This window comes from Actinomadura xylanilytica (assembly GCF_030283145.1).
Lineage (GTDB): Bacteria > Actinomycetota > Actinomycetes > Streptosporangiales > Streptosporangiaceae > Spirillospora > Spirillospora xylanilytica.
The window spans coordinates 780,032-801,417 of sequence record NZ_JASNWE010000001.1 but is presented as its reverse complement, the minus strand read 5'-3'; the positions used below and the strand labels follow the sequence as shown (position 1 = coordinate 801,417).

Below are 21,386 nucleotides of genomic sequence, written 5' to 3'. Positions count from 1 at the left end.
TCAGCCGGCCGCGCCGGACGTGTCGGCCAGGCCCGTCAGCCGCCCCGGTCAGCCGCGCCGGTCAGCCGCGCCGGTCAGCCGGGTCCGGCGGCGCAGGACGGGTCGTACCACGCGACCCAGCGCGGCGTCCGGGACCCGCTCGCCCGCGGGAGCCACCCGGCGGGGTGCTGCGGCCAGGTCGCGGCGGGCGCGGTTTCGGCGGGCAGATTCACCACCACCGTGCACACGCCCGGCGCCGGGAGCTGCGAGCGGGTGTCGATCCGCCCGATCCGGGTCCACCACACCGGGTGCGTCATCCACACCTGGATCGGCCAGGCGAGCGAGAGGTCGGTGACCACCCCGCCCCGCTCCGGGACGCCGGCCAGGGGCGAGACGGGCTTCGCCCGCCGCGGCGACGGCCCGGCGGCCGAGGTGAGCGCCGCCAGGCAGACCGCGGCCAGCGCGGCGGCGAGGGCGGCCGGCGCGTACCGGCGCGTCCACCCGAGCGCCATCGCGCCGCGTCCCAGCAGCAGGAACCCTGCGAGCAGCCCGAGCGCGGCGCACGACGCGACGGTGAGGCGCAGCGCCGTCCCGTCGCCGGTGAGGAAGATGGTCTCCGGGAAGTCGAACGCGATGAACGTGTGCGTGCGCAGCCGCTCGCCCGCGTAGCCGGTGACGCAGAGCGCCGTCCCGGCGGTCACGGCGGCGGCGCCCGCGGCGTACCCGGCGGCGGCCCGCAGGCCGCCGCGCAGCAGCGCCGCCGCGCCGGCCAGCGTGTACGCCAGGGCCAGGCACGCCAGGTAGCGGCCGTAGGCGAAGTTCCCCACCCGGTGCTCGTCGGGGAGCGCGGCGGACGAGGCGTACGCGACGCCGAACGTCGACGCGAGCAGCACCGCCGCCATGATCCGCGTTCCCGCCCGGGTCCGGCGCCGCACCAGGACGGCCGCCACGGCCACCAGCCCGGCGCCCGCCAGGCCCCAGCTCGACACGACCAGGTACCAGATCTGCCCGGCGGCCCCCGACAGCGCCCACTGCTGCCCGTCCGCCGTGGTCAGCCGCTCGCCGAGGATGCCCGCCAGATCGCGGACGCCGCCCGGGTACAGCTCGTCCCGCACCGCGTCGTTGAGCGCCGATCCCGCCGCGTAGCCCGCAAGCGTCACCGCCATCCCGATCAGGCACGCGCGCGCACCGGGCAGCGAACGCCTCGTACCGGCGAAGCGCGCGCGAAGCCTGGCCGGCCGTCCTGCCGGCTCTCCGGAGAGGGTCCGCTGCGCCAGTGGCCGCGTCATCCGCGCGCACGGCCCCACCGCGGCGAGCGCGGCGAAGGTGGCGGCGTGCACGGCGAGCAGCACCTCGCCCCGCGTGTGGACGGCCGTCGCGTACGTGACGGCGAGGCTCGCGATGACCGCGTCGGCCGCTCTCCCGCGCCGGACGAACCGATCCAGGGCCAGCAGCCATCCGAGCACCAGCACCGGCAGCACCGCGTCCGCTAGGGCGAACGACCCGAAGAGCGTCGCCGCCGGGAGCAGCGAACCCGCCCAGGCCGACGGCAGCGCGGCCCGCCGGCCGAGCCCGAGGCGCCGCGCCGCCGCGTAGGCGAGCGGGAACAGCGTCGCGCCGATCAGCGCGTTGATCACGATGACCAGCGTGTAGACGACCGCGGGATCGTGGCTCGCCCAGTACGCCGGGGTCAGCAGCAGCGGGTATCCGCCCTGGTAGAAGGTGTTGCCCGACAGGTCCGCGCCCGGCCCGCCGGCGAGCCAGCGTGCCGCGGCGAGGTAGCCGGTCTCGTCGGGGTCGGCGACCGGACCCGTCCGCGCGCGGGCGAACCAGAGCCGGACCAGCACCTGGGCGAGCCAGCCCGCCGCCAGCAGCCACGGCAGCGCGCGATGCCGCCGGGCGGGGCGCGGGGGAGCCGGTACCGCCGCCCGCCGGGGAGAAGCGATCACTGTCGTCATGGGTCCACCGTGGTGACGCGCGATGCCGGTTCGGTCCGGGAAATGTCCGGATCCTGTGACACAGCCGAGCATGATCGCGAAATGTCCGATACTGGTGCGGTGGCGAGCATTCTCTTCGTCGAGGACGACCCCTCGGCCCGTACCGCGCTGGAGCTCGCGCTCTCCCGCCAGGGCCACCGCGTGACCTCGCGGGCGACCGGCGAGGACGGCCTCGACGCGCTGCGCGCCCGCCGCCCGGAGATCGCCATCCTGGACGTGATGCTGCCCGGCATGGACGGCATCGAGGTGTGCCGCCGGATCCGCCGCGACGACACGCTGCCGGTCATCCTGCTCACCGCGCGCGGCGACGACCTGGACGTGGTGCTCGGCCTGGAGGCCGGGGCCGACGACTACGTGGTCAAGCCGGTCGAGCCCCGGGTGCTGGACGCCCGGATCCGCGCGGTGCTGCGCCGCGCCGAGCAGCCGGTGACGGACCGGTCGGCGTACGGGGACCTGGTGGTCGACCGGGCGGCGCTCAGGGTGACCAAGGACGGACGGGACATCCGGCTCACCCCGACCGAGCTGCGGCTGCTGCTGGAGCTGACCCGCCGCCCCGGCCAGGCGCTGACCCGCCAGTACCTGCTGTCGGAGGTCTGGGAGCACACCTACCCGGGCGACTCCCGGCTGGTGGACGCGTGCGTGCAGCGGGTCCGCGCCAAGATCGAGGACGAGCCGGCGGAGCCGCGGCTGATCGAGACCATCCGCGGTTTCGGCTACCGGTTCGTGTCACCGTGAGGGGAGTCCCCGCCGCGATCCGCCGGTGGCCGTCCCGGCGGCGGGCCGGGGCGCGCCCCCCGGGTGGGGACCGGTACCGGCGGCGCTGGTTCAGCGGGCTGCGCCTCCGGCTGACCGCCGCGTTCACCGCGGTAGCGCTGCTCGCCTCGGTCATGGCGTCCGGGATCTCCTACATCCTGCTGCGGAGGGCGATGCTCCAGCGCGCCCAGGACACCGTGCTCAACGAGGTGCGCCAGACGCTGTCCCGGATGAGCCCGCCGGAGCTCCCCCCGGACTCCGCCGGCACCCTGTCGGCGGAGCTTGAGGTCGCGCTCCGCGAACCCGGGCGCAAGGTGGCCGCCGTGCCGATGCTGTTCGACGGGCGGGGCGCGCTGCCGGCCCCGGGCACGCTGGACGTCCGGGTCAGCCGGGCGTTCGCCATGCAGGCCCGCAGGCAGATGGTGTTCCAGCGGATCACCCGGGGCGGGAAGCCGTTCCTGCTGGTCGGCACCCATGTGACCCAGTACGTCACCACCACGGAGGAGCCCGAGCGCACCACCCCGCCCATGGTCTTCGTCAGCGCGAGCCTCAGTCAGGAGGCCGCGGACCTGCGCTCCTTCACCGGCGCGATCGTGATCGCCGACTCGCTGGCGCTGGCCGCGGCGCTCGCGCTGGCGCTGCTGGCCACGCGCGGGGTGCTGCGCCCGGTGCGGCGGCTCGGCGCGGCGGCGCGCGCCCTCGGCGACGGCGAGCTGAACACCAGGGTGACCGTGCGCGGCCGGGACGAGCTGGCCGACCTCGCCCGCACCTTCAACGGCACGGCCGAGGCGCTTGAACGGACCGTGAACGAGCTGCGCGCGATGGAGGCGGCGTCCCGCCGGTTCGTCGCCGACGTGTCGCACGAGCTGCGCACCCCGCTCACCTCGATGATCGCGGTCACCGACGTGCTGGCCGAGGAGGCCGCCGCGTCCGAGGCGGGCGGCACCGCGGCCCGGCTCGTGGTGGCCGAGACGCGGCGGCTCACCCTGCTGGTCGAGCACCTGATCGAGATCAGCCGGTTCGACGCCGGGGCCGCCGCGCTCGTCCTGGACGACGTCGTGGTCGCCGCGGCGGTCGAGGCGACGCTGTTGGCCCGTGGCTGGTCGGACGCGGTGACGGTGGACGGCCCGCGGGACCTGGTCGTCCGCCTGGACCCGCGCCGGTTCGACGTCATCGTCGCCAACCTGGTCGGCAACGCCCTCAAGCACGGCCGCCCGCCCGTCCGGGCGGTGTTCGCCCCCACGGCCCGGGAGGACGCGCCCGGCTTCGCGCTCACCGTGACCGACCGCGGGCCCGGGATGCCGGCCGACCTGCGCGCGGTCGTGTTCGACCGGTTCGTGAAGGCGGAGGCCGCGCGGACGCGCAGTGAGGGGAGCGGCCTCGGCCTGTCGATCGCCAAGGAGAACGCCGTCCTGCACGGCGGCGCACTGGAGGCGGGCGACGCCCCCGGCGGCGGCGCCGAGTTCACGCTGTGGCTGCCCATCGAGCAGGAGGAGTCCGGATGAGGGGACGCGGACGCGTCGGGGCTGCCTTCACGGTCACGGTCGCGGCTCTCGCGGCGGGGACCGGGTGCGGCATCCGGCCGACCGGGGTCGTCGGCGCCGGAACGGGACCGCAGGCGGCCGGGGCCGCGGTGTCGATCACCGTGTACCTGGTGCAGGGAGACCGGGCGTGGCCGAGGGTTCGTCCGGGGCTGCCGGGCCATCCCGACCTCGGGATGAAGCAGCTGTCGATCGACGTCCCGGTCCAGGAGCGCCGGGACGGGTTCCGGACGTTGATCGGGCGGCAGCTGTCCACGAGCGTGACCGGAGACGTGGCGCAGGTGTGGGAGACCGACGGGGCGGGACCCGGACGGCGCACCAGGTGGACGCGGCTGGCCATGGCGCAGGTCGTCTGCACGGCCAACGCCGTCCCGGGCGTCAAGGAGGTGCGGCCGCAGATCCCCGAATGGGGCGGCCCGTTCCGCCTGAACTGCGCCGACTTCACGGATCTGACGTCATGACCGCCCGGTGGGCCAGGACGGCGCTCGCGATCGCGGGCGCGATCGCCGTCGGCTCCGTGGTGCCGGGCTGCGGGGTCCGGCCGACCGGCATCGTCGCCGCCGGTGCCCTGCCGGCCGCCGACGGGCGGGCGGAGGCCGTCACGGTGTACCTGGTGGACCGGGACGGACGGCTCGTCCCGGTGCTGCGCCCCGGGCTGCCGGGCCACCCCTACTCGGCCCTGGCCCAGCTGTCGGTGCCCCCCACCATGGAGGAGCGGCGCCGCGGGCTCACCACGAAGGTGCGGCCGACGCTCAGGCTCGAGCCCCAGGAGCCCCCGAAGGCGGACGACTCCCCGGGCGTGCTGACCGTCCAGGTGCACCTGACGCGCCGCGACGTCGAGCTGGGGCGGGTGCTGTGGTCCAGCGTCGCCAAGGCCCAGGTCGCCTGCACGGCGGCGGCGATCCCGGGCGTCCGGAGGGTGCGGCTGGCCGGTCTGCTCTCCGGCCCCGGGACCGGCGTGGTCCTGGTCACCGGAGTGCTCACCCTGGACGGCGGGCGCTGGGCCGACCTGAAGTGCGAGCGGTAGCCGGCGGGCGTCAGCTCTTGGTGAGCCAGCGGGTGGTGATCTCGCCGAGCACGGACCGGATCGCCAGCACCGCGATGCCGAGGATCAGCAGCGGTGCGACCACCCAGCGCTCGACCTTGCCGTCGGTGCGCGGGACCAGCGGGATGTCGATCCGCCACGGGATCGGCCAGAGCACCGGGCAGCCGCGCGGCGTGAGGCAGTCGCCGACCACGTGCGCCAGGCAGCCGAGCGTGACCGCGAAGCCGACGAAGCTCATGTCCAGGTCGTGCATCAGCCACACCGCGAAGGCCGCCAGCGCGCAGTCGGCCAGCGCCGACTGCGGCTCCTTGCCCTCGAAGTCCAGGCCGATGCCGCGCAGCCCGAACCCGACGGTGACGAACAGCGCCGCCCACCAGCCGTACACGAAGTTGGTCGCCAGCCAGTCCATCGCGAAGCCGACCAGGACCGCGAACAGGATCGAGTGGGTGGCGTGCCGGTGCCCGCCGGAGATCTTGCCGACGTACTTGCAGAACTTCTGGGTGATCGGCCCGAAGGTGTTGGCGATGCGGCCGTTGTGGTGGTCGACGTCGGGCAGCAGCGCCGCGCCCGCGCACACCACGGTGCCGGCGGCGAGCTGCTCGGGGGACAGGTGGATCGCATGCTCGCCGAGCCACTGGTCCTGGCCGAGCGCCGGAACGACCGCCAGCCATGCCAGCGCGCCGCTCAAGGCGTGCGTCTTCCCCATCATTGCGCCGTTCCCCCGCCTTCCGCCCGTTTCGCCCGGCCCGGCCGGACTCTAACCCGCTACCGATCAATATCAGTGGCGACGCGCCGGAAGCAGGCGATGTGCACCTTTAGATGTGGTGCGGGCCGGTCCGGTTCCTCGGAAGGGCGCGGGCGGCGGGGCTCGGCGGGAGTCCTAGCCGCCCTCGCCGTCCCGTTTGAGGCAGCAGGTCCCGCAGGGGGAGCGGCCGGGGAGCGAGGCCCACAGGCAGCACGTCCGGCGGCGTACGCCGACCGGCTCGGCGGACGGTTCGACGAGCCCGGCCACCGGGGCGCCGAGCCGGGCGAGCAGCGCCGCCGCGTCCGCCGCGGCGCCGGGGACCTCGCCCGCGTGCCGTCCGGACATGGGCGCGGCGAGCGCCTCGGCCACCGACCCCCACAGCGGACGCTCGCCCACCCGCGTGCGCGCGCGCAGCGCGCGGACCATTGGGGCGAGGTGGCCGTGCAGCAGGGTGTCGCGGACGAGGCCGGCCAGCGCCGCCTCGTCCGGGACGACCACGGTGCCGGGCCGTCCCGCCCACGGGTCGGCCGCGGTGACGCCCACGGCCACCTCGCGCAGGCCGACGGCGACGCCGGAGCCGTCGTCCAGCATGCGGACCACGGTGTGCCCGGCCGTCATCAGCGGCACCCGGCGCCCGCGCACCCAGCCGAGCGCCACGGGGAACGCCGCCTGCCACGAGTACGCCTTCCAGGCGAGCGCGGCGGCGACGTGCGGGGGCGCCCCGTAGCGGGCCGCGATGGAGGCCCTCAGGCCGTCCAGGACGCCCGGGTCGGTGACCGGCCGCCAACCGGGCCCGGCGCCCGCCCGCAGCTCGCCGAACGGGACGGTCTCCGCGATGGTGCCGGCGGTCATCGGTCAGGCCGCCTTGCGCACCGGGTCGACGCCGAAGGTCTTGGCCACGTCGTCGAGCATGGCGTGCGCGCCCTGGAGGCCGACCGCGCTCATCCAGGTGACGTCGGGGACCTCCTGCGTGCCGCCCTTGAGCTTCCCCCACAGCGGGTTGTTCTTGAACTTGGCCTGGACCTGGGTGGACTTGCCCTCGCCACCCGTGTAGGTGGCGATGAAGATCCGGTCGGCGTCCAGGTCCTTGATCCGCTCCTCGCTCAGGTCGACCGCGATCTCCTTGCTGGTCGGCTGGCCCTCCGGCCGGGGGAACCCGACATCCTTGAGCACGATGCCCGAGTAGGAGTTCTCGGTGTAGAGCCGGACCGTCGGCTCGTCGGTGAAGCGCGCGACCGCGATGGTCGGCAGCTTCCCGTCGTTCTTCTTCGCGATCTCGGCGCCGATGGCCCCGGCGCGCGTCTCGTACTCCTTGATGCGCTGCTCGGCCAGCGGCTCCCGGCCGAGCGCCTTGGCGGTCAGCCGGATGTTGTCCTTCCATGTCCCGCCGGTGGTCTCGCTGAAGACCGTCGGGGCGATCTGCGCGAGCTTGCCGTACAGCGCCTCGTGCCGCACCTTCGCCGACAGGATCAGGTCGGGCTTGAGCGCGCTGATCTTCTCCAGGCTCGGCTCGGTGAGGGTGCCGACCGACTGCGCCTGCGCGCCGTGCGCGCGCCCGGCCTCGCCGAGGTAGTCGGGCAGCTTCTCCTCGATCGAACGGTAGGAGGTGTACCCGTACACGTCGGCGTCCAGCGTCACCGCCGCGTCGACGAACGCCTGGTCGAGCGCGACGACCCGCTTCGGCTCCTTGAAGATCTTGGTGGTGCCCATCGCGTGCTGGACGGTGCGCAGCGGGGCGCCGCCGCCGTCCCCGTCTCCGGACGAGCCGCAGGCGCCCAGGCCGAGCGCGGTGAGGGCGGTGAGGGCGACGCCGACGGCGGTGCGCCGGAGCGGGGAGATCCTCATCTAGTATTCCTTATCGATTAGGTAAGCCTTGCCTGTTAAAAGTAAGGCTTACCTAAGCATATTGCGACCTGCACATGAAGAGGGGGTCAGGGTGAGCGTCGCCGTGCTCCCCGTCCTGCGCCGGCACCGGACGCCGGTGCTGCTCGCGCTCGTCTTGCTGGCCGCGCTCGCCGCCCTGGCGAGCGTCGTCGTCGGCGCCAAGCAGGTGCCCGTCACCGACGTGTGGGGCGCGCTGTTCCACCCCTCGGGCAGCGAGGAGGACATCGTCGTCCGGTCCCTGCGCCTCCCGCGCACCGGATTCGGGCTGCTGGCCGGCGTCGCGCTCGGCGTCGCGGGCGCGCTCGCCCAGGGCCACACCCGCAACCCGCTCGCCGACCCCGGCCTGCTCGGCGTCACCCAGGGCGCCGCGTTCGCGATGGTGCTCGGCATCTTCACCCTCGGCGTCACCGGCCTGAACACCTACATCTGGTTCGGGTTCGCCGGCGCGCTGCTCGCCAGCCTGCTGGTCTTCGCGCTCGGCGGCGCGGGCCGGGGCGGCGCCACGCCGCTCACCCTCGCCCTCGCCGGGGCCGCGGTGACCGCGCTGCTGCACGGGCTGATCTCCGGCCTGGTGCTGATCGACCAGCAGGCCATGGACACCTACCGGTTCTGGCAGGCCGGGGCGCTCGCCGGACGCGACGCCGGCCTGCTGCCGCAGCTCCTGCCGTTCGTCCTCGCCGGGCTGGTGCTGGCGATGGTGAACGCGCCCGGCCTGAACGCGCTGGCCCTCGGCGAGGACGTCGCCCGGTCCCTCGGGCACCGGATCCGGCTCACCCGCGCGATCGGCATCACCGCGATCACGCTGCTGACCGGCGCCGCTGTCGCCGCCTGCGGGGCGCTGGCCTTCCTCGGCCTGATCGTCCCGCACCTGGCCCGCGCCCTGTCGGGCCCCGACCACCGCTGGCTGCTGCCCTTCGCGGGGCTGCTCGGCGCCGCGCTGCTGCTCGCCGCCGACGTCGTCGGACGGATCGTGGCCCGCCCCGGCGAACTGGAGGTCGGCATCATGCTCGCGCTGATCGGCGGGCCCTTCTTCGTCGCGCTGGTCCGGCGCAGGAAGGTGGTCCGGCTGTGAGACTGCTGGGAGGTTCGGCGGGGTCGACCGCTCCGAAGGCGGCGGCGGGCCCGGCGGGCGCCCGCACGCTGCGGACGGCGCACGTGTCGTTCCGGGTCCGTCCGCGCTCGGTGCTGGTGGTGCTCGCCGGCCTCGTCCTGCTCGCGCTGTTCATGGCGCTCGACATCGGCCGCGGCGACTTCCCGATCGGCGTCGGCGAGGTGTTCCGCGCCCTGCTCGGCGCCCCCGAGAACCACTTCGTCGTGATGGAGCTGCGGCTGCCCCGCGCGCTCACCGGCGCGCTGGTCGGCGCCGCGCTCGGCCTGGCCGGCGCGCTCACCCAGGCGATCTCCCGCAACGCGCTGGCCAGCCCCGACACCCTCGGCATCACCGCGGGCGCCAGCGTCACCGTGGTCGCCGCGATGGTCGCCACCGGCAGCGCGGCCGGCGGCGCGGGCGGTGCCCTCGCCTCGATCGGGATCCCGCTCGCCGCGCTCGCCGGCGGCCTGGTCGGCGGCCTGGCCGTCTACCTGCTCGCCTGGCGGAACGGCCTGGACGGCTACCGGCTGATCCTGGTCGGCATCGGCGTCACCGGTGTCGCCGCCAACGTCAAGTGGTGGCTGTTCACCCTCGGCGACGTCAACGACGCCGGACGCGCGATGGCCTGGATCACCGGCAGCCTCAACGCGCGCGGCTGGGAGCACGTCCGGCCGCTCGCGCTGGCGCTCGCGGTGCTCGTCCCGCTCGTGCTGATCGGCGCGTTCACCCTCGGCGCGCTGCGCTTGGGCGACGACCCGGCCAGGGCGCTCGGGCTGCGCGTCGACCGCGACCGCTCGCTGCTGATCCTGGCCGCCATCGCGCTCGCCTCCATCGCCACCGCCGCGGCCGGGCCGGTCGAGTTCGTCGGGCTGGCCGCGCCGCAGATCGCGCTGCGGCTGTCCGGCACGGCCCGTCCGCCGTTGGTCGGCTCGCTGGTGATCGGCGCCGTGCTCACCGTCGGCGCCGACCTCATCGCGCGCACCGCGTTCGGCGCCGTCGAGCTGCCCGTGGGCGTGGTCACCGCGGTGCTCGGCGCCCCCTTCCTGCTCTACCTGCTCGTCCGGTCCCGGCGAAAGGCGGCCCTGTGACCCTCCCGGCCAGCTCCTCCACGCCCGCGCCGTCCGGCCTCGCGGCCCGCGGCCTGCGGCTCGGCTACGGCGACCGGGTCGTCGTGGACGGGCTCTCGCTCGACCTGTCCGGCGCCGGCACCACCGCGATCATCGGCCCGAACGGCTGCGGCAAGTCGACCCTGCTGCGCGGCCTCGGCCGGCTGCTCAAGCCGCGCGGCGGCCAGGTGGTCCTGGACGGCGCCGACATCGCCCGGATGCCGACCAAGGAGGTGGCCCGCCGGATGGCGGTGCTGCCGCAGGCGCCGCAGGCACCCGAGGGCCTCACCGTCGCCGACCTCGTCGCGCGCGGCCGGCACCCCCACCAGGCGTGGTACCGGCAGTGGTCGCCCGGCGACGAGGCGGCGGTGGACGCCGCGCTCGCCCGCACCGGCATGCTGGAGCACGCGGCCAGCCCGCTGGACGAGCTGTCGGGCGGCCAGCGGCAGCGCGTGTGGATCTCCATGGCGCTGGCCCAGGACACCGGCCTGCTGCTCCTGGACGAGCCGACCACCTACCTCGACCTCGCCCACCAGGTCGAGGTCCTCGAACTGGTCACCCGGCTCCAGCGCGACGACGGCCGCACCGTCGTGATGGTGCTGCACGACCTCAACCTCGCGGCCCGCTACGCCCGCCGCCTCGTCGCGATGCGCGACGGCGCGGTGGTCGCGCAGGGCGCGCCGGCCGAGGTGCTGACCGAGGAGCTGCTGGACGCGGTGTTCGGGCTGCCCGCCAAGGTGATCGAGGACCCGGTGACCGGCGCGCCCTTGGTCATCCCGCTCGGCTCGTACGCCGTCCCCGCCGACACCGCTCCCGCCGATACCGATACCGATACCGAGACCGACTCGGCCGTCGGCGCGGGCGCCGACGACGACGACGCGGGCGCGAGCGTCGACACCGGCGCGGACGAGGGTGCTCAAAGGGGGAGGTAGCGCCAGGCGCCAGACCGTTCGCCCGGCTCGTAGGGCGAGCCGAGCCGCTTGGCGACGATGCCGGGGAGCCCCTGCTCGCGCGCGGTGTCGCGGACGGCGGTGCCCTCCCCGGGGAACCACGGCGCGGTCCGCCGGTGCGGGCCGTCCAGCTCCAGCCCGTCGAGGCGGCGCCGCCGCTCCTCGTACGGGGCGGAGAGGAGCGGGCGGCCGTCGAGGTGCAGCAGGTCGAAGACCATGTAGACCGGCCGCCCGTCCACCTCCGCGAGCTCGCCGTCGAGCAGTGCCGGACGGGCGCCGAGCGCCGCGCCGAGCGGGGCGGCCAGCCCGGCCGGGGGCTCGGCCGCGCGGCCCCGGCCGTCGGTGAAGCGGGCCCGTCCGCCCTCGATCGCGGCGAGCAGCCGGCGCCCGCCCCAGGCGAACTCGAACCCGTGGCCGCCCTGGTCGCGGGGGAGCCGCGCGCGCCGCTCGGGGAGCATCGGCCGCAGCCCCCGGGGCAGTGGCTCGGCGTCCGGATCGGCCGGCGGATCCATCCGGTGGATCATCCAGTTCCGGCCGCCCGGGCCGCCGGTTCTGAACAGTACGTACAGCCCGGAGACCCGGGAACCGTGGAGTACCACTTTGACCTCACGGTCCGACCATTTCTCGGTCTCGTAACACCCCTGATCCCAGATCATCATTTGCCCGGCGCCGTACTCGCCCTTGGGGATCCGGCCCTCGAACGCCGCGTACTCCAGCGGATGATCTTCAGTGTGCACCGCGAGGCGGTCGGTCGCGGGGTCGAGCGGGATCCCCTTGGGCACCGCCCAGGAGACCAGCACGCCGTCGCGCTCCAGCCGGAGGTCCCAGTGCAGGCTGCTGGCGTGGTGCTCCTGCACGACGAACCGGGCGCCGTCCGCTTGTGGCCCGCCGTCCGCTTGTGGCCCCGCGTCGCCGGGGAAGTCCGGGACGGGCTCGGGGGTCCGGTCCGCGTCGCGCCGGCCGCGATAGCGGGCGAGCCGGTCGGATCCGACCGGCTCGCCCTCGTCCTGCCCCTGGCCCCGTCGCCTGCCCGCGCCCACGCCCGGCTCCTGCCCGCGGTCAGCGGATGAAGACGGCGTAGTCGGCCAGGTCTCCCGTGATGCCCGGCGGGAGGCCCGCCATGGCCGACATCTCCTCGGCGGACATGAAGCCGCCGGTCTCGGCGCGGACCCGCTCGATCTGGACCGCCAGCGCCGGCGTGATGCCCGGCAGCAGCGTCAGGGCCTCGGCGGGCGCGTGGTTGACGTCGACCAGCCCGCCGTCGTTGTACTGGCGCCGCAGGTCGGGCCGGCCGATCCGCAGCTCGCGGGCGAGGCCCGGGTCGTCGGCCGCGAGCCGGCGGGCCTTCTCGCGCAGCAGCCGCTGCCGCCGGACCCGCTCGATGACCGCCTCGTTGCCCAGCCCGGACAGCCCGTGCGGGTCGAACACGCGGCGCCTGATCAGGAACGCGTGCCCGCAGCCCACCACCGCCAGCAGGAACGCGACGACCCCCGCCGCGCCCTGGGCGCCGTCCCTGCCGAGCAGGGTCAGCAGCAGGGCGAACAGTCCGACATAGGCCACCGAGGACACCAGCAGGTGCGCGCTGCGGCGCCAGAGCGCCGCGGCGAGGAAGGTGAACGGAGTGGCGTATCCGAGCGTCAGGAACGGCAGCGCCGCCCAGGTCACGCTCATCGCGGCCCGTCCGGGCGGCATGCTGTCGGAAGGGACTCGCGGTTCGTACGGCGCTGGAGCGTTCATCTAGAGATCTCCCGGCCGGTATGGGTGATTTGGACTCTAGATCCTTTTTGTACGCGGAATGTCGGTCAGGATGGGGTCACGGCAGGGTCAGGATCTCGTGGCCGTCCTCGGTCACCAGGATCGTATGCTCGAACTGGGCCGTCCGCCTGCGGTCCTTGGTGACCACCGTCCAACCGTCCGGCCACAGGTCGTAGTCGTGCGTGCCGAGGGTGAGCATCGGCTCGACGGTGAACGTCATCCCCGGCTCGATGATCCTGGTGGCGGCCGGATCGTCGTAGTGCGGCACCACCAGTCCCGAGTGGAACGTGGTGCCGATGCCGTGCCCGGTGAAGTCGCGCACCACCCCGTACCCGAACCGCTTGGCGTACGACTCGATGACCCGGCCGATCACGTTGAGCGCGCGCCCCGGCTTGGCCGCGCGGATGCCGCGCAGGGTCGCCTCGTGGGTCCGCTCGACCAGCAGCCGCGACTCCTCGGCGACGTCGCCGCACAGGTAGGTCGCGTCGGTGTCGCCGTGCACGCCGTCGATGAACGCGGTGATGTCGACGTTGACGATGTCGCCGTCGCGCAGCACCGTGTCGTCGGGGATGCCGTGGCAGATCACCTCGTTGACCGAGGTGCACAGCGACTTCGGGAAGCCCCGGTAGCCGAGGGTGGACGGGTAGGCGCCGTGGTCGAGCATGAACTCGTGCCCGATGACGTCGAGTTCGTCGGTGGTGACGCCGGGCCGCACGTTCCGGCCGACCTCGGCCAGCGCCTGCGCGGCGATCCGCCCGGCCACCCGCATCCTCTCGATGATCTCGGGCGTCTTGACGTCGGGTTCCCCGGTCCTCGGATGCTTCTTGCCGACGTACTCCGGGCGCGGAATGTGCGCGGGGACCTTCCGCATGGGGGACACCTGGCCGGGCCGGAGGAGCTGGGTCGTCATAGTGATGGAGTGTAGTCAGCCGTCCCGGGGCACGACCCGGAGACGACCGGTGAGAGCGGAGGGATCCGATGGGCGAGGGTGAGGGGGACTGGTGGTTCTGCCTGAAGCACCTGAAGGTCGAGCACGGGCCGGGCTGCCCCGACAAGGACCGGATGGGCCCGTACGAGTCGGAGACGGCCGCCGCGGGCGCGTTGAAGCGGGCCGGCGAGCGCAACGAGCAGTGGCGCAGGCAGGACGACGACTGACCGCCTGATCCGCCGGCCCCGGCGCCGGCCGGCCCCCCGGCCGGCGGCGTCGGTCAGTCCAGGGTGGGGCCGCTGACGGTCTCCAGCAGCCGGGCCAGCCGGCGGCGCAGGCCGCGGCCCTGCCGGGCGGCCGGCTCCTCGCCGGCCGCCGCGCTGACCAGGTGCTGCGCGCCCTCGAACGAGACCAGCGTCTCGTCGGCCGGGACGGTCAGCGCCTCGTGCGCCAGCCCGCGCAGTTCCCGGTCGCCGCTCTCCAGCGCCAGCACGGTCGCGCCGGTGCGGCGCGCGTCGTCGACCCGTTCGAGCAGCGGTACCGGCGCGTTCTCCCCGGCGACCACGAACAGCGTCTCGCCGCGCCGGGCCGCCTCCAGCCGCTCCAGCCCGACCCGCAGATGCGCGGGCGCGCCCGGCGGCGGCGACCAGCGCACCAGCGTGGGCGACAGGCCGGGCAGTTCGCCGAGCCTGCTCTCGTCGTCCAGGTGCGCGGCCAGGTGCCAGGGGTCCTCGGCCGGGGTGCCCACCAGCAGCAGCCCGCCGGGGGTGCGCGAGGTCACGCGCAGTGCCCGTCCGAACTCCCGGGTGCGGTCCAGCCATCCGCTGGCCGCCAGTACTTCGCGCAGCATCGTGACCTGCTCGGCGTCCACGCAGCCCATGGTGCCGCACCGGACCGCCCGCGCACGCGGTTTCGCCGATGCCGAGGCCGGTCCGGTCCCGCCGCCGGGCCACCTGGCAGACTCGGCGGCATGACTGAGCAGCAGAAGACCCCGCACGACCTGCCCGACGCGGCCGGCTTGAAGATCGGCATCCTGGGCGGCACCGGCGACCAGGGCAAGGGCCTGGCGCGGCGGTTCGCGCTCGCCGGGCACCAGGTGACCATCGGCTCGCGCAAGGCCGAGCGCGCCCAGCAGGCGGCGGACGACCTCGGCGCCGGCCTCCCGGTGCGCGGCGCCGAGAACACGGTGGCGGCGGGCGAGTCCGACGTGGTGGTCGTCGCGGTGCCGTGGGACGGGCACAAGGCCACCCTGGAGTCGCTGCGCGCCGAGCTCACCGGCAAGATCGTGGTCGACTGCGTGAACCCGCTCGGTTTCGAGAAGGGCAAGGGCGCCTTCGCGCTCCCGGTCGAGGAGGGCAGCGCCGCCCAGCAGGCCGCCGCCGTGCTCCCCGGCAGCCGGGTGGTCGCCGCGTTCCACCACGTGTCGGCCAAGCTGCTGCTCGACCCCGGGGTGGACGAGATGGCGCTCGACGTCCTGGTGCTCGGCGACGACCGCGAGGCCACCGACCTGGTGCAGGCGCTGGCCGGCCGCATCCCCGGGATGCGCGGCGTCTACGGGGGCAAGCTGCACAACGCCCACCAGGTCGAGGCGTTCACCGCCAACCTGATCTCGATGAACCGCCGCTACAAGGCCCACGCCGGCCTCCGCATCACCGACGTCTGAGCCTCCCCGCCCGGCGCGTCTCGCCGGGCGGCCGGCCGCGGACGGGCGCCGGGCGGCGCGTCCGGCCGTCCCCGGTCGGCCGCTGGTACGGTGGCTGACCGTGATCGAGGAGGGGCCGGCCACCGGTCGGCCGAGGGTCCTGCTTCCGTCCACCCGCAGGGGGCCGATGCGGGCGGTGCTCAGGCGGGTCGGCGTCGCGCTGGTGCTCCTGATCGCCGTGGTCGCCGCCGTCTACCTCGACCGCGACGGCTACCGCGACACCGCGGGCGGGACGCTGTCGCTGCTCGACTGCTTCTACTACGCCACCGTGAGCGTCTCGACGACCGGCTACGGCGACATCACGCCGGTCAGCGCGAGCGCGCGGCTGGTCAACACCGTGTTCATCACGCCGGTCCGGGTGCTGTTCCTCATCGTCCTGGTCGGCACGACGCTGGAAGTGCTGGCCGAGCGCACCCGTGACGACTGGCGCAAGTCCCGTTGGAGGACCAGGGTGCGCGACCACATCGTGGTGGCCGGCTACGGCACGAAGGGCCGCAGCGCCATCAAGACGCTGCTGAGCACCGGCGTCGAGCGCGAGTCGATCGTGGTCGTCGACCCCGACCCGCGCGCCGTCGCCGACGCCGCCGAGGCCGGGTTCGTCGGCATCGTCGGCGACGCCACCCGCAGCGCGGTGCTGAAGCAGGCCGCGGTGCAGCGGGCCCGCGAGATCGTGGTGGCGAGCAACCGGGACGACACCGCGGTGCTGATCACCCTCACCGCGCGGCAGCTGAACCCGCGGGCGGGCATCCAGGCGTCGGTGCGCGAGTCGGAGAACGTGCCGCTGCTGCGGCAGAGCGGCGCCGACCACGTGGTGACCTCCTCGGAGGCCGCCGGCCGGCTGCTCGGGGTGTCCACCAGCCAGCCGCACATCAGCCAGGTCATCGAGGACCTGCTCGACCAGGGCAGCGGCCTCGACCTGGTCGAGCGCGACATCCTGCCCGGCGAGGTCGGCGGGCCGATCGGGGCGACCCGGCAGCCCGCGCTCGCGCTGGTCCGCGACGGCCGCACCCTCCCCTACGACGACTCCGCCTGCGCCGAGCTCCGGACCGGCGACCGCCTCATCGTGGCGCGCTCCTCGCCGATCGCCCGCCGGGACGGGCCCGACCCGCTGACCACCGAATCCGGCGAATCGCGCGAGTTCGGGGAATAATGGCCGGAGCGGGAGCCGTCCCGCGCGCGTCCAAGTGCAGATGTCGGTGCAGGGGAGAAGCGAAGAGGTCCGGCCGCGGCGCACGCCGCCGCCGGCCGTCCCCGGGATTCTTGCGGCCGGGCCTTCGCGCCGGCCTCGCGGCGTCATACGATTCGTAGGCGACATGGCAGGTGAAGATGAGGCAGAACCGGTCGGCCGACCCGTGGAGCACGTTCCTGTCCCCGTCGGGACGCGGCGGCGCGACCGCCCCCCGCATGGCGGCCCCCTTCGCGTCCCCGCCCCCGGCCGCGCCGGGGCACCCGCCGGGCCGCGGCGACGACCTCGACTCCGACGACGCGTGCCGCCGGGTGCTCGACCGGCTGAACGCCGCGCGCGGGCCGCTGACGCTGGAGCAGATCCACCGCGCCACCCGGCTCGGGCTGCTGGTGGTCGCCGACGCGGTCGAGACGCTGCGCGACCGGGGGCTGGTCTCGGTCGAGCACGAGCTCGACGAGGTGGTCAGGCTGACGGGCGGCGCCGGGCCCGCCGCATGAGCGGACGCCGGGCGTGATCGGGTACCTCGTCGCGGTCTCGCTGAGCTGCCTGGTCGGGGTCGCCGAGCTCATCTCCCGGTACCGGGACCGTCCGGCCACGCTGCTGCGGGTGCCCAGCACCTGGGCGTACGTGCTGATCAACGGCGGCGCCGGGGCCGGCTCGCTGCTCCTGCTGCACACCTTCGACTGGCGGTTCGGGGTGCAGTCGGCGCACGTCGTCGGGGCCACCCAGGTACTGGTCGCCAGCCTCGGCTCGATGATGGTGTTCCGCAGCGCGGTGTTCACCGTGCGGGTCGGCGACGAGGACGTCGCGGTCGGCCCGAGCACCCTGCTCACCTCGCTGCTGGCCGCCGCCGACCGCGGGGTGGACCGGATGCAGGCCAAGACCCGCGCGCACGAGGCGGGCGAGATCATGCGCGGGGTGTCGTTCGCCCGGGCCAAGCTCGCGCTGCCCGCCTACTGCCTCGGGCTGCTCCAGAACGTCTCGGCCGAGGACCAGGCCGACCTGCGGACCGCCGTCGACGCCCTGGCGGGCAGCGAGATGACCGACGGGCAGATGGCGCTCAACCTCGGGCTGCTGCTGATGAACGTGGCGGGGCCGGACGTGCTGAGCGCGGCCGTCGACACGCTCCGCGACGAGATCTCGGGCGATCCCCGGCGGGCGCCGGTGCCCCCTCCGCGCAACGGGGGCGACGTCCACGAGGGACGGGCGGAGCCGTCCCGCTCGAACCCCGACGCGCCCTGATCCCCGGAGCGGGCCCCGCCCCTGACATGCCGCCGCCGTCCACCCGCGACGCGGGCGGGCGGCGGCGAGCCGCTGTCAGTGGTAGGTGTGCTCGGCGGCGGGGTAGGCGCCGCTGACGACCTCGTCGGCGTACGCGCGCGCGGCCTCGCCGAGCGCGGCCCCGAGGTCGGCGTACTTCTTGACGAACTTGGCGGTGTGCGGGGTGAGCCCGGCCATGTCCTGCCAGACCAGCACCTGCGCGTCGGTCCGGTTGCCGCCGCCGATGCCGATGGTGGGGATGGCCAGGGACGAGGTGACGCGTCCGGCCAGGTCCTCCGGGACGCACTCCAGCACCACCGAGAACGCGCCGGCGGCCTCGAGGGCCTTGGCGTCGGTGACCAGGTCGTGGCCCGACTCGCCGCGCCCCTGCACCCGGTAGCCGCCGAAGGCGTTCACCGACTGCGGGGTGAGGCCGAGGTGGCCCATCACCGGGATGCCGGCGGCGACCATCGCCTCGACCTGCGGCAGGATCCGCCGGCCGCCCTCCAGCTTGATCGCGTGCGCGCCGGTCTCCTTGAGGAACCGGGTGGCGGCGGCGAGCGCCTCGGGGACGCCGGTCTGGTACGACCCGAAGGGGAGGTCGGCCACGACCATCGCGCGCTTGGAGCCGCGGACCACGGCCGCGGTGAGCGGGATCAGGTCGTCCACCGTGACGGGGATGGTGGAGTCGTAGCCGTAGACGACCATCGCGGCGGAGTCGCCGACGAGCAGCACCGGGATGCCGGCCTCGTCGAAGATCCGCGCGGTGAGCGCGTCGTAGGCGGTGAGCATGGGCCACTTCTCGTGCCGCTCCTTGGCGGCCGCGATGTCGCGTACGGTGACCCGCCGCCCGCCCTTGCCGCCGTAGAGCGCGGTCGGCTGTGCGGTCGGCTGCTCGGCGGTGGGCCGGGGGGCGTCCCCCGGCCAGGCTGCGGACGCAGCAGAAGCAGAAGACATGGAGTACCTCCGGTCTCGAGGCGCCACGGTGGCGTACCCGGACGGGATCGATGGTGCCATTCAAGGAACGATTCGGGTACCCCCTTACATTCCTGATCTCGGTCACATCCGACACATTTCCGATTACGAAACGATGCCGTTGCGTATCGATGCCCGAGTGCGTACCCTCATTGCGAAACGAACCCGTATCGAATCGCGGCGCGCGGTGCGCGGCCCGGCGCCGCCGCCCCGTCCGGAGGAGCACTCTCTCGTGGACGTCCAGACCATCCGGCGGCGACGCTGGTACATCCTCGGCGTGCTGACCGTCAGCCTGCTGGTGGTGGTGCTCGACAACACCATCCTGAACGTCGCCCTCAAGACCATCTCCGACCCCGACCAGGGCCTGGGCGCCTCGCAGAGCCAGCTGGAGTGGTCGATCAACTCCTACACGCTGGTCTTCGCCGGCCTGCTGTTCACCTTCGGGGTCGTCGGCGACCGCGTCGGGCGCAAGCGGGTGCTCATCGGCGGCATGGCGGTCTTCGCGATCGCCTCGCTGCTGTCGGCGTACGCGCAGAGCCCCGGGCAGCTCATCTGGGCCCGCGCGCTGATGGGCCTCGGCGGCGCCGCGGTCATGCCGCAGACGCTGTCGATCATTACCAACGTGTTCGAGCCGGACGAGCGTGCCCGCGCGATCGGGCTGTGGGCCGGCGCGGTCGGGCTGGGCGTGGCGATCGGGCCGATGACCGGCGGACTGCTGCTCGCGCACTTCTGGTGGGGCTCGGTCTTCCTGATCAACGTCCCGGTGATCGCCGCGGGGGTGCTGCTGACCGCGTTCCTGGTGCCCGAGTCGCGCAACCCGAGCCCCGGCCGGCTGGACCCGGCCGGCGTGCTGCTGTCCATCGCCGGGCTGGTCGTGCTGTCGTACGGGATCATCCAGGGCGGCGAGAGCGGCGCCTGGCTGGAGCCCGCCGTGCTCGGCCCGATCCTCGGCGGCGTGGCGCTGCTCGCGCTGTTCGTCTGGTTCGAGGCCCGCGCCGAGCAGCCGGCCTTCGACGTCAGGCTGTTCAAGGACCCGCGGATGTCGGCCGCTGTCGCGTCCATCGCGCTGTGCTTCTTCGCCGCGTCCGGGGTGTTCTTCTTCTCCAACTTCTACATGCAGTCGGTGCGTGGGCTCAGCCCGTTGCAGTCCGGCGCGATGGTGCTGCCGTTCGCCGCGGCCCAACTCGTCTTCTCCCCGTCCAGCGCCGCGATGGTGCGGCGGTTCGGCGCCAAGGCGGTCTGCACGGGCGGGCTGCTGCTGGTCACCGGCGCCCTGGCGGGCTACCAGCTCATCGGTACCGGCACCCCGCTCTGGGTGCTCGGCGTGGTCTTCTTCGTCCAGGGCGCGGGCATGGCCAACGTGATGCCGCCCGCGACCGAGTCGGTCATGTCGGCGCTGCCCCGCGAGAAGGCCGGCGCCGGATCGGCGATCAACAACACCGCGCGGCAGGTCGCGGTGGCGCTCGGCGTGGCCGTGCTCGGCTCGGTGGTCGCCTCGGTGTACCGCGACGACCTGTCCGGCCGGCTGGCCGCGCTGCCGCCCGGCGCCCGCGAGGCGGCCGGCGAGTCGATCGGGGGAGCGCACGCGGTGGCCGGACGGATGGGCGCCGCCGGGCAGAGCCTGATCGACCCCGCCAACGCCGCGTTCGTGCACGCCATGCACGCCGCGGCGCTCGCCGGGGCCGTCATCGCCTTCCTCGGTGCGATGGTCGTGCTGAGGTGGATGCCCGGCCGTGGCGCGGGCCCCGGCCCCGGCGACGCGGCAGTCCCGGTCCCGGTCGTGCCGGGGCGGGAGGGGTCCAGGTATGAGAGCGTGACCGGTGATGCCTGAGACGACAGACCGCGCGGCGGCACGGGCCCCCGGCCGGCCGCGCAGCGAGCGCGCCGAGAAGGCGATAACCGAGGCGACGCTGGACCTGCTGGCCGCCGAGGGCGGCGTGGCGGGCGTCTCGATCGAGGCGGTGGCGGCGCGGGCCGGCGTCGGCAAGACCACGATCTACCGGCGCTGGCCCAACAAGGAGGCGCTGATCGTGGACGCGCTCGGCCAGGCCAAGGCGCCGCTGCCCGAGCCGGCCGGGATCTCGGTGCACGAGGACCTGACCGCCCTCGCGCGCGCCCTCGTCGCCGAGCGCCGCCGCAAGCACGGAAAGTGCTTCTGGAACGTGGTCGGCAGCGCCGAGAAGCACCCCGAGCTGTACGCCCGCTACCGGCAGGACGTGATCGAGCCCCGCCGCGAGGTCATCCGGCGGGTGCTGCGGCGCGGGATGGCGACCGGTGAGCTGCGGGCGGGCCTCGACCTCGAGGTCGTGGTCGCGCTGCTGGTCGGCCCGCTCACCATCCGGACGCCGCAGGAGGGGCTGCCCCAGGGCTTCCCCGAGGCGGTCGTCAACACCCTGATGAGAGGCATCGGGGTGGACGCGGAGTGATCCTCCGGCCACTGTTTTCCGGGTGGTAAACGTGATCTTCTCCCCTGATCACGCGTCATGCACC

At 74.5% G+C, this 21,386-nt stretch carries 23 protein-coding genes; 14 read left to right on the top strand and 9 right to left on the bottom strand.

Annotated elements, in window-relative coordinates; genetic code table 11:
• Positions 1 to 74: 74 nt before the first annotated feature.
• Complete coding sequence (locus tag QP090_RS03775; protein ID WP_285937032.1) at positions 75 to 1,937, bottom strand: hypothetical protein; 1,863 nt, start codon at positions 1,935 to 1,937, stop codon at positions 75 to 77.
• A 99-nt stretch (positions 1,938 to 2,036) separates the two neighbouring features.
• Here QP090_RS03775 and QP090_RS03770 point away from each other — a divergent pair, with 99 nt between their 5' ends.
• From QP090_RS03770 to QP090_RS03755, 4 genes are read left to right on the top strand one after another with little or no spacing between them, the layout of a single operon-like run.
• Positions 2,037 to 2,711, top strand: coding sequence for a response regulator transcription factor (locus QP090_RS03770; RefSeq protein WP_285937031.1), 675 nt, complete (start codon positions 2,037 to 2,039; stop codon positions 2,709 to 2,711).
• The gene (locus tag QP090_RS03765) at positions 2,708 to 4,234 is read left to right on the top strand and encodes a sensor histidine kinase (RefSeq protein ID WP_285937030.1); all 1,527 of its coding nucleotides are present in this window, start codon (positions 2,708 to 2,710) and stop codon (positions 4,232 to 4,234) included. Before QP090_RS03770 ends, QP090_RS03765 begins: the two co-directional genes overlap by 4 nt.
• Positions 4,231 to 4,731 carry a hypothetical protein gene (locus QP090_RS03760; protein ID WP_285937029.1) on the top strand — a complete coding sequence of 167 codons (501 nt, stop codon included), beginning with the start codon at positions 4,231 to 4,233 and terminating at the stop codon, positions 4,729 to 4,731. The genes QP090_RS03765 and QP090_RS03760 overlap by 4 nt, the downstream gene beginning before the upstream one ends.
• Entirely contained in the window at positions 4,728 to 5,297 is a 570-nt protein-coding gene (locus QP090_RS03755; RefSeq protein WP_285937028.1) for a hypothetical protein, read from the top strand. Before QP090_RS03760 ends, QP090_RS03755 begins: the two co-directional genes overlap by 4 nt.
• Before the next feature lie 10 nt (positions 5,298 to 5,307).
• Here the strand turns inward: QP090_RS03755 and QP090_RS03750 are convergent, their stop codons facing one another.
• The 3 genes from QP090_RS03750 to QP090_RS03740 form a co-directional block, all read right to left on the bottom strand.
• Positions 5,308 to 6,024, bottom strand: coding sequence for a metal-dependent hydrolase (locus tag QP090_RS03750; protein WP_285937027.1), 717 nt, complete (start codon positions 6,022 to 6,024; stop codon positions 5,308 to 5,310).
• 171 nt (positions 6,025 to 6,195) lie between these two features.
• Complete coding sequence (locus QP090_RS03745; protein ID WP_285937026.1) at positions 6,196 to 6,912, bottom strand: ferric iron reductase; 717 nt, start codon at positions 6,910 to 6,912, stop codon at positions 6,196 to 6,198.
• A 3-nt stretch (positions 6,913 to 6,915) separates the two neighbouring features.
• On the bottom strand, positions 6,916 to 7,905 hold the full coding sequence (locus QP090_RS03740) for an ABC transporter substrate-binding protein (RefSeq protein ID WP_285937025.1): 990 nt from the start codon (positions 7,903 to 7,905) through the stop codon (positions 6,916 to 6,918).
• 91 nt (positions 7,906 to 7,996) lie between these two features.
• On the opposite strand from QP090_RS03740, the gene QP090_RS03735 reads away from it, so the two are divergent.
• From QP090_RS03735 to QP090_RS03725, 3 genes are read left to right on the top strand one after another with little or no spacing between them, the layout of a single operon-like run.
• On the top strand, positions 7,997 to 9,016 hold the full coding sequence (locus QP090_RS03735) for a FecCD family ABC transporter permease (RefSeq protein ID WP_285937024.1): 1,020 nt from the start codon (positions 7,997 to 7,999) through the stop codon (positions 9,014 to 9,016).
• A complete protein-coding gene (locus tag QP090_RS03730) occupies positions 9,013 to 10,122 on the top strand; it encodes a FecCD family ABC transporter permease (RefSeq protein ID WP_285937023.1) in 1,110 nt (369 codons plus the stop codon). The genes QP090_RS03735 and QP090_RS03730 overlap by 4 nt, the downstream gene beginning before the upstream one ends.
• Positions 10,119 to 11,072, top strand: coding sequence for an ABC transporter ATP-binding protein (locus QP090_RS03725; protein ID WP_285937022.1), 954 nt, complete (start codon positions 10,119 to 10,121; stop codon positions 11,070 to 11,072). The genes QP090_RS03730 and QP090_RS03725 overlap by 4 nt, the downstream gene beginning before the upstream one ends.
• On the opposite strand, the gene QP090_RS03720 is transcribed toward QP090_RS03725, so the two are convergent.
• From QP090_RS03720 to map, 3 genes are all read right to left on the bottom strand, one after another.
• Entirely contained in the window at positions 11,057 to 12,130 is a 1,074-nt protein-coding gene (locus QP090_RS03720; RefSeq protein ID WP_285937021.1) for a DNA polymerase ligase N-terminal domain-containing protein, read from the bottom strand. The genes QP090_RS03725 and QP090_RS03720 overlap by 16 nt on opposite strands.
• A 19-nt stretch (positions 12,131 to 12,149) precedes the next feature.
• Positions 12,150 to 12,782, bottom strand: coding sequence for a ComEA family DNA-binding protein (locus QP090_RS03715; protein ID WP_285937020.1), 633 nt, complete (start codon positions 12,780 to 12,782; stop codon positions 12,150 to 12,152).
• A 121-nt stretch (positions 12,783 to 12,903) separates the two neighbouring features.
• The gene (gene map, locus QP090_RS03710; protein ID WP_285937019.1) at positions 12,904 to 13,755 is read right to left on the bottom strand and encodes a type I methionyl aminopeptidase; all 852 of its coding nucleotides are present in this window, start codon (positions 13,753 to 13,755) and stop codon (positions 12,904 to 12,906) included.
• Positions 13,756 to 13,823: 68 nt separating this feature from the next.
• Between map and QP090_RS03705 the strand changes: the two genes are divergently transcribed.
• Positions 13,824 to 14,000: a hypothetical protein gene (locus QP090_RS03705; RefSeq protein ID WP_285937018.1), complete on the top strand. Its 177-nt coding sequence runs from the start codon at positions 13,824 to 13,826 to the stop codon at positions 13,998 to 14,000.
• Between the two features lie 53 nt (positions 14,001 to 14,053).
• Here the strand turns inward: QP090_RS03705 and QP090_RS03700 are convergent, their stop codons facing one another.
• Positions 14,054 to 14,653, bottom strand: coding sequence for a hypothetical protein (locus QP090_RS03700; protein WP_285937017.1), 600 nt, complete (start codon positions 14,651 to 14,653; stop codon positions 14,054 to 14,056).
• A gap of 90 nt (positions 14,654 to 14,743) precedes the next feature.
• On the opposite strand from QP090_RS03700, the gene npdG reads away from it, so the two are divergent.
• The 4 genes from npdG (at position 14,744) to QP090_RS03680 (ending at position 17,903) form a co-directional block, all read left to right on the top strand.
• Complete coding sequence (gene npdG / locus QP090_RS03695) at positions 14,744 to 15,436, top strand: NADPH-dependent F420 reductase (protein ID WP_285937016.1); 693 nt, start codon at positions 14,744 to 14,746, stop codon at positions 15,434 to 15,436.
• A gap of 100 nt (positions 15,437 to 15,536) precedes the next feature.
• Positions 15,537 to 16,625, top strand: coding sequence for a potassium channel family protein (locus tag QP090_RS03690; protein ID WP_285937015.1), 1,089 nt, complete (start codon positions 15,537 to 15,539; stop codon positions 16,623 to 16,625).
• Positions 16,626 to 16,801: 176 nt separating this feature from the next.
• Positions 16,802 to 17,158, top strand: a complete 357-nt coding sequence (locus tag QP090_RS03685) for a hypothetical protein (protein WP_285937014.1) — start codon at positions 16,802 to 16,804, stop codon at positions 17,156 to 17,158.
• Between the two features lie 13 nt (positions 17,159 to 17,171).
• On the top strand, positions 17,172 to 17,903 hold the full coding sequence (locus QP090_RS03680) for a hypothetical protein (RefSeq protein ID WP_285937013.1): 732 nt from the start codon (positions 17,172 to 17,174) through the stop codon (positions 17,901 to 17,903).
• 75 nt (positions 17,904 to 17,978) lie between these two features.
• On the opposite strand, the gene panB is transcribed toward QP090_RS03680, so the two are convergent.
• The gene (gene panB / locus QP090_RS03675) at positions 17,979 to 18,878 is read right to left on the bottom strand and encodes a 3-methyl-2-oxobutanoate hydroxymethyltransferase (RefSeq protein WP_285937012.1); all 900 of its coding nucleotides are present in this window, start codon (positions 18,876 to 18,878) and stop codon (positions 17,979 to 17,981) included.
• 250 nt (positions 18,879 to 19,128) lie between these two features.
• On the opposite strand from panB, the gene QP090_RS03670 reads away from it, so the two are divergent.
• Both QP090_RS03670 and QP090_RS03665 read left to right on the top strand, forming a co-directional pair.
• Entirely contained in the window at positions 19,129 to 20,727 is a 1,599-nt protein-coding gene (locus QP090_RS03670) for an MFS transporter (protein WP_285937011.1), read from the top strand.
• Positions 20,720 to 21,322 carry a TetR/AcrR family transcriptional regulator gene (locus QP090_RS03665; RefSeq protein WP_285937010.1) on the top strand — a complete coding sequence of 201 codons (603 nt, stop codon included), beginning with the start codon at positions 20,720 to 20,722 and terminating at the stop codon, positions 21,320 to 21,322. Before QP090_RS03670 ends, QP090_RS03665 begins: the two co-directional genes overlap by 8 nt.
• Positions 21,323 to 21,386: the final 64 nt, after the last annotated feature.

Coding starts and splice junctions, on each gene's coding strand:
- QP090_RS03705 (WP_285937018.1), top strand. CDS start 13,824: ATGGGCGAGGGTGAGGGGGACTGGTGGTTCTGCCTGAAGCACCTGAAG.
- QP090_RS03740 (WP_285937025.1), bottom strand. CDS start 7,905: ATGAGGATCTCCCCGCTCCGGCGCACCGCCGTCGGCGTCGCCCTCACC.
- QP090_RS03775 (WP_285937032.1), bottom strand. CDS start 1,937: ATGACGACAGTGATCGCTTCTCCCCGGCGGGCGGCGGTACCGGCTCCC.
- QP090_RS03665 (WP_285937010.1), top strand. CDS start 20,720: ATGCCTGAGACGACAGACCGCGCGGCGGCACGGGCCCCCGGCCGGCCG.
- QP090_RS03760 (WP_285937029.1), top strand. CDS start 4,231: ATGAGGGGACGCGGACGCGTCGGGGCTGCCTTCACGGTCACGGTCGCG.
- npdG (WP_285937016.1), top strand. CDS start 14,744: ATGACTGAGCAGCAGAAGACCCCGCACGACCTGCCCGACGCGGCCGGC.
- QP090_RS03715 (WP_285937020.1), bottom strand. CDS start 12,782: ATGCCGCCCGGACGGGCCGCGATGAGCGTGACCTGGGCGGCGCTGCCG.
- QP090_RS03755 (WP_285937028.1), top strand. CDS start 4,728: ATGACCGCCCGGTGGGCCAGGACGGCGCTCGCGATCGCGGGCGCGATC.
- panB (WP_285937012.1), bottom strand. CDS start 18,878: ATGTCTTCTGCTTCTGCTGCGTCCGCAGCCTGGCCGGGGGACGCCCCC.
- map (WP_285937019.1), bottom strand. CDS start 13,755: ATGACGACCCAGCTCCTCCGGCCCGGCCAGGTGTCCCCCATGCGGAAG.
- QP090_RS03700 (WP_285937017.1), bottom strand. CDS start 14,653: ATGGGCTGCGTGGACGCCGAGCAGGTCACGATGCTGCGCGAAGTACTG.
- QP090_RS03745 (WP_285937026.1), bottom strand. CDS start 6,912: ATGACCGCCGGCACCATCGCGGAGACCGTCCCGTTCGGCGAGCTGCGG.
- QP090_RS03685 (WP_285937014.1), top strand. CDS start 16,802: ATGAGGCAGAACCGGTCGGCCGACCCGTGGAGCACGTTCCTGTCCCCG.
- QP090_RS03750 (WP_285937027.1), bottom strand. CDS start 6,024: ATGATGGGGAAGACGCACGCCTTGAGCGGCGCGCTGGCATGGCTGGCG.